Source organism: Lysobacter enzymogenes (genome assembly GCF_017168095.1).
In the GTDB taxonomy this organism is placed as follows: Bacteria; Pseudomonadota; Gammaproteobacteria; order Xanthomonadales; family Xanthomonadaceae; genus Lysobacter; species Lysobacter enzymogenes_D.
Map to the genome: position 1 here is coordinate 9063 of NZ_LXSD01000395.1, position 14036 is coordinate 23098.

The 14036-nt window shown below is 69.1% G+C and carries 10 protein-coding genes; 4 read left to right on the top strand and 6 right to left on the bottom strand.

The window, feature by feature from the left end:
* Nucleotides 1-161: 161 nt before the first annotated feature.
* Nucleotides 162-2498 carry a TonB-dependent receptor gene (locus A7A76_RS16380; RefSeq protein WP_206412193.1) on the bottom strand — a complete coding sequence of 779 codons (2337 nt, stop codon included), beginning with the start codon at nt 2496-2498 and terminating at the stop codon, nt 162-164.
* A 346-nt stretch (nt 2499-2844) separates the two neighbouring features.
* On the opposite strand from A7A76_RS16380, the gene A7A76_RS16385 reads away from it, so the two are divergent.
* The 4 genes from A7A76_RS16385 to A7A76_RS16400 all read left to right on the top strand — a co-directional run bounded on the left by A7A76_RS16385 (nt 2845) and on the right by A7A76_RS16400 (nt 9750).
* A complete protein-coding gene (locus A7A76_RS16385; RefSeq protein WP_343225351.1) occupies nt 2845-4173 on the top strand; it encodes an MFS transporter in 1329 nt (442 codons plus the stop codon).
* Nucleotides 4174-4237: 64 nt separating this feature from the next.
* On the top strand, nt 4238-5572 hold the full coding sequence (locus A7A76_RS16390; RefSeq protein WP_206412194.1) for a dicarboxylate/amino acid:cation symporter: 1335 nt from the start codon (nt 4238-4240) through the stop codon (nt 5570-5572).
* A 125-nt stretch (nt 5573-5697) separates the two neighbouring features.
* Complete coding sequence (locus tag A7A76_RS16395) at nt 5698-6900, top strand: OprO/OprP family phosphate-selective porin (protein ID WP_206412195.1); 1203 nt, start codon at nt 5698-5700, stop codon at nt 6898-6900.
* A gap of 174 nt (nt 6901-7074) precedes the next feature.
* A complete protein-coding gene (locus A7A76_RS16400) occupies nt 7075-9750 on the top strand; it encodes a hybrid sensor histidine kinase/response regulator (protein WP_206412196.1) in 2676 nt (891 codons plus the stop codon).
* 403 nt (nt 9751-10153) lie between these two features.
* Here the strand turns inward: A7A76_RS16400 and A7A76_RS16405 are convergent, their stop codons facing one another.
* The 5 genes from A7A76_RS16405 to A7A76_RS16420 form a co-directional block, all read right to left on the bottom strand.
* A complete protein-coding gene (locus tag A7A76_RS16405; RefSeq protein WP_096377148.1) occupies nt 10154-10831 on the bottom strand; it encodes a LuxR C-terminal-related transcriptional regulator in 678 nt (225 codons plus the stop codon).
* Nucleotides 10832-10861: 30 nt separating this feature from the next.
* Entirely contained in the window at nt 10862-11005 is a 144-nt protein-coding gene (locus A7A76_RS26760) for a DUF6053 domain-containing protein (RefSeq protein ID WP_428995176.1), read from the bottom strand.
* A gap of 84 nt (nt 11006-11089) precedes the next feature.
* Nucleotides 11090-12076 (bottom strand): malate dehydrogenase, encoded by a 987-nt coding sequence (locus A7A76_RS16410; protein ID WP_206412197.1) that lies wholly within the window; start codon nt 12074-12076, stop codon nt 11090-11092.
* 75 nt (nt 12077-12151) lie between these two features.
* Entirely contained in the window at nt 12152-12544 is a 393-nt protein-coding gene (locus A7A76_RS16415; protein ID WP_206412198.1) for a glutaredoxin family protein, read from the bottom strand.
* 41 nt (nt 12545-12585) lie between these two features.
* Nucleotides 12586-13791, bottom strand: coding sequence for a pyridoxal phosphate-dependent aminotransferase (locus A7A76_RS16420; RefSeq protein ID WP_206412199.1), 1206 nt, complete (start codon nt 13789-13791; stop codon nt 12586-12588).
* Between the last annotated feature and the right edge of the window lie 245 nt (nt 13792-14036).

Consider the following 14036-nt stretch of genomic DNA (forward strand, 5'->3'; position numbering starts at 1 on the left):
GGCCGCTCCCTGTAGGAGCGGCGCAAGCCGCGACCGCGTTGCAGCAGGTCGCGCCGCAAGCGCAGTGTCGCGGTCGCGGCTCGCGCCGCTCCTACAGCCGGACCTCGCGTATCGCCGATGCGTGCAACGGCCGCCGGCTCGCGCCGGCGGCCGCGCGGACCTCAGAACCGCGCATCCAGGGTCAGGAACAATTGCCGCGGCGCGTTGGCGTGGAAGGCGTAGGTCTTGCCCTGCGGGTCGGACGCGCTGAACGCGGTCAGGTTGCTGGCGGTGCGCTTGTCGGTCAGGTTGCTGGCGTTGAGCGAGACCGACCACTGCCGCAACGGGCCCATCGCGTCGAAGGTGTAGCGCAGCGCGGCGTCGAAGGTGGTGTAGCCGCCGAAGCCGTTGTCGTTGAGGTAGGTGTAATAGCGCTTGCCGGTGTACTTGCCGCTGACGCTGGCCAGCCACGGGCCGCGGCTGTAGCTCAGCTCGCTGGAGAACATCGTGTCGGGCACGTCGACCACGCGCTTGCCGCTGGTCGGCACGACCTTGCCGCCGTCGATGTAGTTGTCTTCGTAGGTCGACTTGTTCCACGACAGCGCGTTGTACCACTGCAGGCCGTCGATGGGCTTCCAGATGAAGACCAGCTCGCTGCCGTAGCTGTCGACCGAGCCGACGTTGAAGAACTTAGTGATGCACTCCGGGCGCGTGCCGGCTTCGATGCTCGAGCACGGGTTGAGCGAGAGCAGGCGGTTGTCGAAGCGCACCTTGTACACGCTCAGCGAGGCCTGATAGGTCTCGCCGACCTGACGGTAGCCGGCTTCCAGCGTCTTGGATTCTTCCGGCTTCAAAGCGGCCTTCTGCGCGTCGAACGCGGCCTGATTGATCGCCAGCGGGCCGCCGGCGCCGCCGCCGACGAAGGCGGCGACGTTCTCGGTGTAGGCGGCGAACAGCTCTCGGCCTTCGCCGAGCTTGTAGCCCACGCCCAGCTGCGGCAGGAAGTGGTCCTTGGTTTCCAGGCGGCCGGTGGCGTTGGGCACTTCCATCATCTTCGACGGCACCTGGGTCGCGCGCATGTCGACCTGGGTGCTCTTGGCGCCGACGTCCACGGTCAGGCGGCCGTCGAGCAGGCTCATGGTGTCCTGCAGATACGCCTGGCGGGTGTTGATGCGGTACTTCTGGAAGAACAGGCGGCGGTCTGGATCGTTGAGGAATCGATCGTCGTTCACCGGCCCGTCGATGAAGTAGAAATTGCGCTGCACGTCGTGGTGGTTGCTCTCGTACCAGAACCCGCCCTGGATCTTGTGGATGCCCACGTCCCAGCTCAGCGAGGCCATCGCGCCGTAGCGGTTGATGCCGTAGTTGGTGCTGCGGATCGAGATCGGAATCTCCTTGGCGGTGCCGGGGAACGACCAGTTGCCCGGCGACCACCAATGACCCTGGCCGCGGTCGTCGTGGTAGTAGGTCTGCGCGTTCAGGCGCAGGCCTTCGCCGAGATTGAACTCGCCGGCCAGCGCGGCCAGGTGATCGGTGCGCAGCGCGCGGCTGGCGTAGTAGGCGTCGTCGATGGTCGCCGCCGGCGACTCGAACTTGCAGCGGCGGTCGCCGGCCTTGCTGGCCGGCCACGGCTTGGGCGCGCAGTACGCGGCGTTGAGCGCGCGCTGCCAATCCGGCTTGTACAGGTTCCAGTCCCAATCCGCGCCGCGCGCGAGCAGCGCCTTGGACAGATAGGCGTAGTTGGCCTGGCTGGTTTCGGCGCTGGACACGAACGCGCTGATGCGGTTGCCGTCGCCGAAGGCGTACAGCGCCTTGACGTTGACCTGGCTCTGGTCCTGGTTGTCGTGCGGGCGCGACCACATGTCGGCGCTGAGCAGCGAGCCGGACAGATACATCGAGAAGCCGCCGTGCTCGCCGGTGTCCAGGCGCGCGTAGGTGCGGCGGGTGCTGTCGCTACCAAAGGTTTGGGCGACGCGCAGGCCGAATTCGGCTTCCGGGTCGGCCGAGAAATACTGCAAGGTGCCGCCGAGGTTGCTGGTGGAGGCGGTGCCCAGCGAGCCGATGCCCGCGGCCAGTTCGGCGCCGGCGAGGTTCTCGCCGATCAGCGCGCGGCTGATGCCCAGGCCGTTGTAGTTGCCGTAGCTGTTGTCGCCCAGCGGGATGCCGTCGAGGGTGTAGCCGAGCAGGCGCTGGTTGAAGCCGCGCAGGCTGATGGTCTGCGATTCCTCGTTGGCGCCGTAGGCGTCGTTGGACTGCACCGAGATGCCGGGCAGCTTGTTGAGGATCTTCTGCGGACTGGTGCCGGCCACGGTCTTCTCGATGTCGGCCAGCTTGACCCGCTGCACCTGCCGGGTTTCGCCCAGGCCGATCACCGAGACCGCGTCGAGCGTGGTGGCGTCGCGGGATTCGCCGGCGGCGGCGTCGGCGGCGGCCGCTTCGTCGGCGGCATGGACGGGCGCGGCGGTCAGCGCGGCGGCGATGGCCAGCGCGAGCGCGGCGTGGGCGTTGGGGTGCTTCATCGAAAACTCTCCGGGGGCGCAGGGCAAAAATCCGCGCAAGCATGGGCAACGCAGATGACGCGCTGATGGCGGCGACGCCGCCCGCGCGCCGCGCCCGCCCCGGCCTAAGACCAATTGGCTAACCCGCCCGGACCGCGCCGAATCCCTCGTTTTGCGGCCTGAATCCGCGCTTTCGCGGCGCCGCGGCATGCCCGCCGCGATCCCTAACCCTAAGGTGTTATTGGCCCTCCCCGCCCCGCCGCCCACCATCTGCGCCGGGTGTGGGGACGCCCCGCTGCGCTGCCGCGAACGCGCTCGACGCACCGACGCCCGGCGCTTCCCCACGATCTTCGCGATAGGAGTCGATGTGAGCGCCATTACTTCCGCCCAGGCCCCGGCCGCGGCCCCGAGCATGACCCCGGGCCAGCGCCTGAAATCGATCTTCTCCGGCTCGGTCGGCAATCTGGTCGAGTACTACGACTGGTACGTCTACAGCGCGTTCTCGCTGTACTTCGCCCATGTGTTCTTCCCCTCCGGCGACCGCATCTCGCAGGCGCTCAACGCCGGCGCGATCTTCGCCGTGGGTTTCCTGATGCGCCCGCTCGGCGGCTGGGTGTTCGGCCGCTACGCCGACCGCCACGGCCGCCGCGCCGCGCTGATGCGCTCGGTCCTGCTGATGTGCGCCGGCTCGCTGATCATCACCTTCACCCCGGGCTACGACACCATCGGCGTGCTCGCGCCGATCCTGCTGGTGGCCGCGCGGCTGATGCAGGGCCTGAGCGTCGGCGGCGAATACGGCAGCTCGGCGACGTACCTGAGCGAGATGTCCTCGCGCGAGAACCGCGGCTTCTGGTCGAGCTTCCTCTACGTGACCCTGATCCTGGGCCAGTTGCTGGCGCTGCTGGTGCTGATCGTGCTGCAGCAGTTCGTGCTCAGCGAAGAACAGCTCAAGGCCTGGGGCTGGCGCATCCCGTTCGCGATCGGCGCGATCGCCGCGATCACTGCGCTGTACCTGCGCCGCAACATGCAGGAAACCGAGTCGTTCGCCAAGCTCAAGAGCAGCGATGCGCCGGCCAGGCGCGAAGGCTCGCTGAAGACGCTGATGCAGCATCCGCGCGCGGTGCTGACCGTGGTCGGCCTGACCATGGGCGGCACGCTGGCGTTCTACACCTACACCAACTACATGCTGAAGTTCCTCACCATCAGCACCGGCTTCGACAAGGAAACCGCCTCGCTCATCAACGCCGGCACCCTGTTCGTCTACATGCTGCTGCAGCCGCTGGTGGGCGCGCTGTCCGACCGCATCGGCCGGCGCCCGATCCTGATCGCCTTCGGCGTGCTCGGCACGGTGCTGACGGTGCCGGTGATGCACTGGATCCGCGGCGCGCAGACGCCGATGGAAGCGTTCTGGCTGATCATGATCCTGCTCGGCGCGGTCAGCGGCTACACCGCGATCAACGCGGTGGTGAAGGCCGAGCTGTTCCCGGTGGAGATCCGCGCGCTCGGCGTCGGCCTGCCGTACGCGCTGACCGTCGCCCTGTTCGGCGGCACCGCCGAACCGGTCGCACTGTGGTTCAAGAAGATCGGCCTGGAAACCGGATTCTTCTGGTACGTCAGCGCCTGCATCCTGTGCTCGCTGCTGGTCTACGCGCTGATGCCCGACACCCGCAGGCACTCGGCCATCGACCGCGACTGAGCCGCACGCTCGCTCCTCGCTCCTCACTCCTCTCCGCTCACTCCTCTACAGCCCCGGTGCCCTCATGAAAAAATCAGGCTCCCACTTCTATCTCTGGGTGGTCGGCGCCATCATCGTCGGCGGCCTGATCGGGCATTTCTTCCCTGGGTTCGGGGTCAAGCTCAAGCCGCTCGGCGACGGTTTCATCGCCCTGATCAAGATGCTGATCGGCCCGATCATCTTCCTGACCGTGGTGCTCGGCATCGCCGGCGTCGCCGACGTCAAGAAGGTCGGGCGCGTGGGCGTCAAGGCGATCCTCTACTTCGAAGTGGTCTCCACCATCGCTCTGGTGATCGGCCTGGTGGTGGTCAACACGCTCAAGCCCGGCGCCGGCTTCAACGCCGACCCGGCCAAGCTCGACCCGGCGCTGGTGGCCAAGGCCACCGACTACGCGCACAAGGCCGAGCAGCAGAGCACGGTCGATTTCCTGCTGCACATCATCCCCAAGACCTTCACCGACGCCTTCACCGGCGACGGCAGCCTGCTGCAGGTGCTGCTGCTGGCGGTGCTGTTCGGCTTCTCGCTGCTGCACATGGGCAAGACCGGCGAGAAGGTCATGGGCCTGCTGGAGCCGCTGTCGAAGGTGTTCTTCGGGATCATGAGCATGATCATGAAGCTCGCGCCGATCGGCGCCGGCGCGGCGATGGCCTTCACCATCGGCGAGTTCGGCGTCGGCGCGCTCGGCCCGCTGATGAAGCTGATGGGCAGCTTCTACCTGACCTGCGCGCTGTTCGTGCTGATCGTGCTGGGCCTGATCGCGCGCTTCACCGGCTTCAGCATCATCCGCTTCATCCGCTACATCCGCGACGAACTGCTGCTGGTGCTGGGCACCTCCTCGTCGGAATCGGCGCTGGTGCCGCTGATGCGCAAGCTCGAACGCCTGGGCTGCTCCAAGCCGGTGGTCGGCCTGGTCGTGCCCAGCGGCTATTCGTTCAATCTCGACGGCACCAACATCTACCTGACCATGGCCGCGATCTTCGTCGCCCAGGCGCTGGGCGTGGAACTCACGCTGACTCAGGAGATCACCCTGCTGGCGGTGGCGATGCTGACCTCCAAGGGCGCATCGGGCGTCACCGGCGCGGGCTTCATCACCCTGGCGGCGACCTTGCACGTGGTGCCGGCGGTGCCGGTCGCGGGGCTGGCGCTGATCCTGGGCATCGACCGCTTCATGAGCGAGGCGCGCGCGCTGACCAACATCATCGGCAACGGCGTGGCCACGGTGGTGGTGGCGCGCTGGGAGAACGAGCTCGACCGCGACAAGCTCAACTACGAATTGCTCAATCCGCCGAGCGCGACCGACCTGGACGCCGATCTGCCGTCCGATCACCACGCGCCGCTGCCGGAAAAGACGCCGGCCTGAGCCGCAACGACCACGCGGCCCGCGCGCGGGCCGCCGCCCATCTACCCGATCCGGCCGGACGCCTGCGCGCGCCCGGCGCGGAGCCCTGTTGCCAGGACGGCGCCGACGACCCTGGAGCCCCACCCATGCGCACCGCCCGCTTCGCCTTCGCCGCCTCCCCGCTCGCCCTGGCCCTGTGCGCGCTGTCGCCCGCGGCCGCCGCCGGCGGCTTCGACGACTGGCCGACCAAGTACGCTTTCTCCGACGGCACCGAAATTTCCGCGACCGCCAACTGGGCCTACGACGTGGTCGATTTCGACGGCGACGGCTACGGCACCGCCACCACCCGGCTCAAGGACGACGGCCATTACCGCCGCCGCGAGTTCGGCATGAACCTGAAGAAGAAAGACGTCTACGACTTCACCGCGGTGTTCGACTTCGAATCCAAGCTCTGGCTCGACGTCGCCCTGCGCCTGGAAACCAAGGCGCTGTTCGGCGCCGACTACGGCAAGGTCCGCGTGGGCTATTTCAAGACGCCGGTGAGCATGGAGAGCGTCGCCGCCTCGCGCAGCGGCAGCATGATGGAGCTGTCCGCAGCCTCGCAGGCGATCTTCGAAGGCCGCCGCACCGGCGTGGAATGGTCGCTGGAACGGCCGCGCTACGCGCTCAGCGCCGGCTATTTCTTCGGCCACGACCTGCAGGGCGACAACCCCGGCACCACCGCCGCCGGACGCGCGGTGTGGACGCCGGTCAAGGACAAGGACCACGTCGTGCACCTCGGCCTGACCGGCTCGGTCGAAAACCCGCACGGCTTCAGCGACGGGCGCGGCACGTACTTCGGCCCGGCCGCGCGTTTCCGCGCGCGCCCGCTCAACGGCCTGACCGCGGTGCGCCTGGTCGATTCGGGCAGCCTGCGCGAGACCGACAAGATCGTGCGCAACGGCCTGGAAGCGCTGTGTATCGACGGCCCGTGGTCGGTCCAGGCCGAATACCTGCGCGCCACCGCGCAACGCGAGAACGGCCAGCGCGACTTCACGGCGAACGGCTACTACGTCACCGGCAGCTGGGTCGTCACCGGCGAAACCCGGCCCTACACCGGCAACAACGTCGCCAACATCAAGCCCGCGCACGCTTACGGCGCAGTCGAACTGCTGGCGCGCTACGGCGAACTCGACCTGGACGACGGCGGCATCGCCGGCGGCAAGCAGCGCGATTGGACGCTCGGCGCCAACTGGTATCTCACCAGCCACTTCAAGTTCCAGGCCAACTACGTGCACGTGAAGGCGGACAAGGGCGTGCTGGCGGCGGATCCGGATGTGGTGGAGGTGCGGGCGCAGGTGCAGTTTTGAGGGTGAAGCGGGTTGGGGGCTGGGGAACTGGAGAGGCGTCGCGAGTGTTGATGCGCGGCGTGCGTCACGAACGTCGCGATCAACGCGCGCTGGCTTGACCGCCATCTCACCCCAGTCCCGCTAGTCTCCCAACACCCGACGCATCCCCAGTTCCCCAACCCCGCTCCTCCCCCCATGCTCCCTCCCCGCCGCCAACTGCAGACCGCCGCCTGGATCGCCCTGATCCTCGCCGGCCTGCTGCTGTCGGCGCTGGTCGCCGGACGCATCGCCTACTCGCAGGCGCTGCAGCGCCAGGCCAGCGAGGCCAGCGCGTTGCTGGCGCAGCGCGCGCAGGTGATCGAGCAGCACATCGACCGCTATCGGATCATGCCGGCGGTGCTGTCGCTGGATCCGCAACTGCGCGCCACCCTGGCCAATCCCGGCGACACCGCGCAGCGCCAGCGCGCCAACGAACGCCTGGTCCAGCTCAACTTCGCCAACCGCACCAGCACCCTGACCCTGATCGACCGCAACGGCACCGGCATCGCCGCCAGCAACTGGGACCAGCCCAACAGCAACGTCGGCTATTCCTACGCGTTCCGTCCCTATTTCCAGCTGGCCATGGTCCACGGCGCCGGCGAGTTCTACGCCATCGGCGTCACCACCGGCGTGCCCGGGCATTTCATCGCCCGCGCGGTGCGCGACGAGCGCGGCGGCGCGGTCGGCGCGGTCGCGGTCAAGGTCGAACTCGAAGACATCCGCTCGGACTGGAGCGAGCGCGGCGACGTGGTCCTGCTCAGCGACAACCACGGCGTGGTGTTCCTGTCGGCGCAGCCGCAATGGCGCTACCGCATGCTGCATCCGCTGCCGCCGGCGTGGCAACGCGAACTGCGCGACACCCGCCAGTACCAGAGCCAGCGCCTGCGCCCGGTCGCGTTCGACGTGCAGCGCGAAATCGACGGCGGCGCGCGCGTGGTGCGCTGGCGCGAGCCGCGCCTGCGCGAGCCGATGCTGTGGCAGTCGATGCACCTGTCGCGCGAGGACTGGACCTTGCACCTGCTGCGCGACGTCACCCCGAGCATCCGCGCCGCCTGGATCGCGCGCGCGGTCGCCGCCGGCGCCTGGCTGCTGGCGGTGGCGGTGGCGCTGCTGCTGATCCAGCGCGGCCGCATCGCCGCGCTGCGGCTGCGCAGCCGGCAGGAGCTGGAGAAGATGGTCGAGCACCACGCCGAAGCGCTGCGCAACGCGCAGGACGGGCTGGTGCACGCGGCGCGGCAGGCGAGCATGGGCGAAGGCCAGAGCCTGGAGCATCTGCCGCAAGGGGTCAGCGTGGTCGATTCGCAACTTCGGTTGGTCGCCTGGAACCAGCGCTACGGCGAGCTGTTCCGCTATCCGCCCGAACTGCTCCAGGTCGGCCGGCCGATCGAGGACCTGATCCGCTTCAACGCCAAGCGCGGCCTGCTCGGCGCCGATCCGGAAGACGCGATCCGCCGCCGCCTCGACCATCTGCAACGCGGCCAGCCGTACCTGCACGAGCGCGAGCGCCCCGACGGCACCGTGATCGAAATCCGCGGCAACCCGATGCCCGACGGCGGCTTCGTCACCAGCTACGCCGACATCACCGCCTACAAGCAGGCCGCGCGCGACCTGCGCACGCTCGCCGACAGCCTGGAACGCGGCATCGAGCAACGCACCAGCGACCTGCAGGCGGCCAAGGGCGAGGCCGAGCGCGCCAACCGCTCCAAGACCCGCTTCGTCGCCGCCGCCGTGCACGACCTGCTGCAGCCGCTCAACGCCGCGCGCATGTACCTGTCGTCGCTGCGCCGGCGCGTCGACGACGGCGAAGGCCGCGAGCTGGCCGATCACATCGAAGCGGCGCTGGCGGCGCAGGACGACATCCTCTCCAGCCTGCTCGACATCTCGCGGCTGGAATCGGGCGCGCTGGAAGTGCGGCGCGGCGCGCTGCCGCTGGCACGCGTGTTCGCCGCCATCGACAGCCAGTTCCGCATCCTCGCCCAGGCGCGCGGGCTGCGCCTGCATGTGCTGCCCACGCGCGCGCTCGTCGACAGCGACGAGGTGCTGTTGCGGCGGATCCTGCAGAACTTCGTCTCCAACGCGATGCAGTTCGCGCCGCGCGAGGGCCGCATCGTGCTCGGCGCGCGGCGCCTGCGCGACGGCGTGCGGATCGAGGTGTGGGACAGCGGGCCGGGCATCCCCGAGAACAAGCGCGAGTTGATCTTCGAGGAATTCCAGCGCCTGGACACCGGCGTCGACGCGCCGCAGCGCGGCGCGGGCCTGGGCCTGGCGATCGTGCGGCGGGTGGCGCGGCTGCTCGGACATCGCGTCGCGGTGCGTTCCTGGCCGGGACGCGGCAGCGTGTTTTCGGTCGAGGCGCCGTATGCGCGCGCGATCGAGGCCGAAGCGGCGCCGGCCGCGCCCGCCGTCGCGCACACCGCCGATCGCAGCGCAGCCACGGCCGATCCCGACTCGCCGCTGCGCGGCCGCAAGGTGTGGGTGATCGACGACGACCTGCATTCGCGCCAGGCCGCGCTGCATCTGCTCGGCGACTGGGGCTGTCTCGCCGACGGCGCCGCCAGCGCCGCCGAGGCGCTGACCCGCGCCGATGCGCAAGCGCCGCCGGATCTGCTGTTGCTCGACTACCGCCTGGGCGAGAGCACCGGCTTCGAGCTGGGCACACAGTTGGAAGCCAAGTGGAAGCGGCTGCCGCCGGTGGTGCTGATGTCGGCCGATGCCGACCCGACCCTGCGGCCGCGCGCGGCCGAACGCGATTGGCATTTCCTGCCCAAGCCGCTCAAGCCGGCGGCGCTGCGCGCGCTGGCGTCGCGGTTGCTGCTGGCGCGCGGCGAATGAAGTCGCGTACGCCGGATGCGGCGTTCGGCGCGATCTGAGGCTGCGCGGTCGCGGCTTGCGCCGCTCCTACAGTCGCTGCGTTGCGACGTCGGAGCCCCTGCAGGAGCGGCGCAAGCCGCGACCGCGACAACCCAACCACGACGGCCGCCGCAACGCAGTCACGCCGACCCACCGGCCCCATCGTGCAGTTCCCCGCTCTGCTGCGGGCGCTGGCGCAGCGGTTGCTGGTGCAGCACAGCGAATGAGGTTGCGTCCGCCAGATGCGGCGTTCGGCGCGATCTGAGGCTGCGCGGTCGCGGCTTGCGCCGCTCCTACAGTCGCTGCGTTGCGACGTCGGAGCCCCTGTAGGAGCGGCGCAAGCCGCGACCGCGACACCACGCCTACGACGCAAGCGCCAACAACGCTAGGCCAACCCACCGGCCCCGTCGTGCAACTCCCCGCCCTCGTCCTCCAGCGCCAGCCCCTTCACCAACACCGCCGCCTGCGTGCGCGAATGGCAGCCCAGCTTGCGCAGGATCGCGGTGACGTGGATCTTCACCGTGTTCTCCGCCAGCGACAGCTCGTACGCGATCTGCTTGTTGAGCAAGCCGTCGGCCAGCCGCAGCAGCACCCGCATCTGCTGCGGCGTCAGCTGCGCCAGACGGTCGGCCAGTTGCGCGTCGCCTTCGTCGCGCTCGGCCTGTTGCGGCGGGAACCACACCTTGCCAGCGAGCACCGCGCCGACCGCTTCGGCCAGCACCGCCGCCGGCGCCGACTTCGGCACGAAGCCGGACGCGCCGAACTGCTGCGCGCGGCGGATCGTGCGCGGGTGTTCGTTGGAGGAGATGATCACCACCGGTAGCTCCGGCCGCTCACCGCGCGCGTACACCAGCGAAGAGAAGCCCATCGCGCCGGGCATCATCAGGTCGAGCATGGCCAGGTCGAAGGCCTCGCCGCTGCCGATCGCCGCTTCCAGCGCGCTCTGGCTGGCGACTTCGACGATGTGCGCGTTCGGCGCGATCTCGCCCAGCGCATAACGCAGCGCCGCCCGGAACATCGGGTGGTCGTCGGCGATCAGGATGCGCAGCGCGGGGTCGGCCATGAGGGGTCCCAGTGGAAAGCGGGTCCGATCCTACACGCTCCGCCTTCGACCGGGGGCTGCGCCTGGGCCGCCGCCCCGTGCGGCCGCTCTTGTGGGAGGGACTTCAGTCCCGACGCCTTTGATCCAGGTCGCGGCGACCGGAGCGCAAAGCCTCGGGGCTGAAGCCCCTCCCACAAAGGCAGCAGCCGGGCCGGCGTCGCACAAAAACAAACGGGGCGGCCTGGGCCGCCCCGTTCATGCATCGCGATGGCGAACCGATCAGCCCAGCAGGTGGGCGACGCCGGCGCGCTCTTCTTCCAGCTCGGCCAGGGTCTTGTCCATGGCCTTGCGGCTGAACTCGTCGATCTCCAGGCCTTCCACGCGGGTGTATTCGCCGCCGGCGGTGGTCACCGGCACGCCGTACATCACGCCCTCGGGAATGCCGTAGCTGCCGTCCGACGGCACGCCCATGGTCACCCACTTGCCGTTGCTGCCGAGCACCCAGTCGCGGATGTGATCGATCGCGGCGTTGGCGGCCGAGGCGGCCGAGGACAGGCCGCGCGCTTCGATGATCGCCGCGCCGCGCTTGCCGACCTGCGGGATGAAGGTGTTGGCGTTCCAGTCGGCGTCGTTGATCTTGTCCTTCAGCGAGGCGCCACCGGCCTTGGCGAAGCGGTAGTCCGGATACATGGTCGGGCTGTGGTTGCCCCACACGATCAGGTTCTCGATGTCGCCCACGGCCACGCCGGCCTTGGCGGCGAGCTGGCTCAGCGCGCGGTTGTGGTCCAGGCGCAGCATCGCGGTGAAGTTCTTCGCCGGCAGGTCCGGCGCCGACTTCATCGCGATGTAGGCGTTGGTGTTGGCCGGGTTGCCGACCACCAGCACCTTGACGTCGCGCGAGGCGACCTTGTTCAGCGCGGCGCCCTGGGCGGTGAAGATCTTGGCGTTTTCCAGCAGCAGGTCCTTGCGCTCCATGCCCGGGCCGCGCGGACGCGCGCCGACCAGCAGGGCGATGTCGGCGTCCTTGAACGCGACTTCGGCGTCGTCGGTGCCGACGATGCCGGCCAGCAGCGGGAACGCGCAGTCTTCCAGCTCCATGATCACGCCCTTGAGCGCGGCCTGGGCCTTCTCCAGCGGCAGTTCCAGCAGCTGCAGGATCACCGGCTGGTCCTTGCCGAGCATTTCGCCGGAGGCGATGCGGAACAGCAGCGAGTAGCCGATCTGGCCGGCAGCGCCGGTGACGGCAACGCGGACGGGAGTCTTCATCGAGGTGTTTCCTTCGCTAGTGAACGTTGGTGCGGGCGCGGGCCCGCGAAGTGGAAGCAGGACGCGCGCGCGCCGTCACAGGCGGTAGCCGAGCGGTGCGAGCTTGTCCTTGATCTGGTCGTGGTTGTAGCCGTAGACGATGTCCTGGCCGACGATGGTGACCGGCACGCCGCGCGCGCCGACCGCGGCCATCGCGCGCTGGCCCTGCTCGGTGTCGACGTCGATCAGGGTGTAGCGCACGTCGGCCAGCTCGAAGTCCTTGCGCAGTTTCTCGCAGTAGCCGCACCACTCCGCCGCGAGCATGACGATGCGCTTGTCGCCGGTGCTGTGGCGCGGATCGTCCGGCGCCAGCTGCGCCGGCTGTGAGCCGAACCACTGCTGCGGCAGGCCGCCGCTCATGGCGAACTTGGCGCCGACCGCGCCCACGGCGAGCGCGGCGACTACGCACAACACGGTGCTTACGCGCATGACGTCGTCCTTCTCGTCGCGGGCGGGCGGCTTCGCCGGGCTCAGGCGAGCTCGGCGAAGAACTCCTGGAACCGCTGCAGGCCCGGGGCCAGCTGCGGGGTCGGGCAGGTGTAGCTGATGCGCAGCGCGTTGGATTCGCCGAACGCCGAGCCCGGCACGCAGGCCACGCCCTTGGTTTCCAGCAGCGCGTTGCAGAAGTCCATGTCGTTGCCGATCTTCAGGCCGCTGGGCTGGTGGGTCTTGCCGAAGGCGACGCTGATGTCGGGGAACACGTAGAACGCGCCCTGCGGACGCGGGCAGATCACGCCCGGGATCGCGTTCATCACCGCCATGACCTGGTCGCGCTTGGCCTGGAACTCGGCGCACTTCTGCGTCGGCACGTCCTGCGGGCCCGACAGCGCGGCCACGGCGGCGGCGGTGACGATCTCCGGCACGTTGGTGATGTGGTTGGAGTTCATCGTGGTCACCGCCTGGGCGATCACTTCCGGCCCGGCCATGAAGCCCACGCGCCAACCCGGCATGCCGTAGGTCTTGGACAGCGAGTCGATGAAGATCACCCGGTCGCGCAGTTCGGGACGGGCGTGGACGAAGTTGTGGTAGCCCAGGCCGTCGAACACCATGCGGTTGTAGATGTCGTCGGTGATGACCCAGGTGTCCGGGTACTTGGCGACCACATCGGCGAGCGCGTCGATCTCGTCCTTCGAATAGACCATGCCGGTCGGGTTCGAGGGATTGTTGAACAAGAACACCTTGGGCTTCTTCGCCAGCGCGGCGTCGAGCTGCGCGGGGGTGAGCTTGTAGTCCTGCGAGGCCGGGCACGGCAGCAGGTCGATCTTGGCGTTGACGATCTCGGCGATGTCGAGATAGCTGGTCCAGTACGGGGTCGGGAAGGCGATGGTGTCGCCTTCGTCCAGCAGCGCCTCGGCGATGTTGTAGATCACGTGCTTGGCGCCGATGCCGGTGGCGACGTTGACCCGGCCGTAGCCGGTCAGGCCGATCTTGCCCATGTGCTCGATGAACGCGTCCAGCAGCGCGTCGGCGCCGCGGTTGCTGCCGTACTGGCCGCTGTCCTTGGCCAGCGCCTCGCGCACGGCGGCGTAGACGTGGTCGCCGGGCAGGAAGTTGGGGACGCCGATGGAGAAGCTGATGATGTCGCGGCCTTCGGCCTTGAGCCGCTTGGCCTTTTCGGCAACCTGCATGATCGCGCTGGGCTTGGCGCGACCGATGCGCCGGGCGAGCTGGGGCATCGTGTAAACCTCGTGGGGTGGTGTACGACGGAGAGGTACGGCAGAGCGAGGATGGACGGCGCCGGAAGCAGCGGCGCGGTGCGCGGCGGCTTGCATAAAGCGCCGCGATTACCGCTGGTTCGAGCCGCAAAATGGTAGCACAGCGGCATCGGCCGGCCGCGCCGTCGGCAGCGCGCTGGCGACGCCCGGGCAGGGCCGCCGGCGTGCGCGATCCGGCGGCCGGGCTTGCCCGATCGGCGGCCTCG

Coding starts and splice junctions, on each gene's coding strand:
- A7A76_RS16380 (WP_206412193.1), bottom strand. CDS start 2,498: ATGAAGCACCCCAACGCCCACGCCGCGCTCGCGCTGGCCATCGCCGCC.
- A7A76_RS16390 (WP_206412194.1), top strand. CDS start 4,238: ATGAAAAAATCAGGCTCCCACTTCTATCTCTGGGTGGTCGGCGCCATC.
- A7A76_RS16395 (WP_206412195.1), top strand. CDS start 5,698: ATGCGCACCGCCCGCTTCGCCTTCGCCGCCTCCCCGCTCGCCCTGGCC.
- A7A76_RS16400 (WP_206412196.1), top strand. CDS start 7,075: ATGCTCCCTCCCCGCCGCCAACTGCAGACCGCCGCCTGGATCGCCCTG.
- A7A76_RS16405 (WP_096377148.1), bottom strand. CDS start 10,831: ATGGCCGACCCCGCGCTGCGCATCCTGATCGCCGACGACCACCCGATG.
- A7A76_RS16410 (WP_206412197.1), bottom strand. CDS start 12,076: ATGAAGACTCCCGTCCGCGTTGCCGTCACCGGCGCTGCCGGCCAGATC.
- A7A76_RS16415 (WP_206412198.1), bottom strand. CDS start 12,544: ATGCGCGTAAGCACCGTGTTGTGCGTAGTCGCCGCGCTCGCCGTGGGC.
- A7A76_RS16420 (WP_206412199.1), bottom strand. CDS start 13,791: ATGCCCCAGCTCGCCCGGCGCATCGGTCGCGCCAAGCCCAGCGCGATC.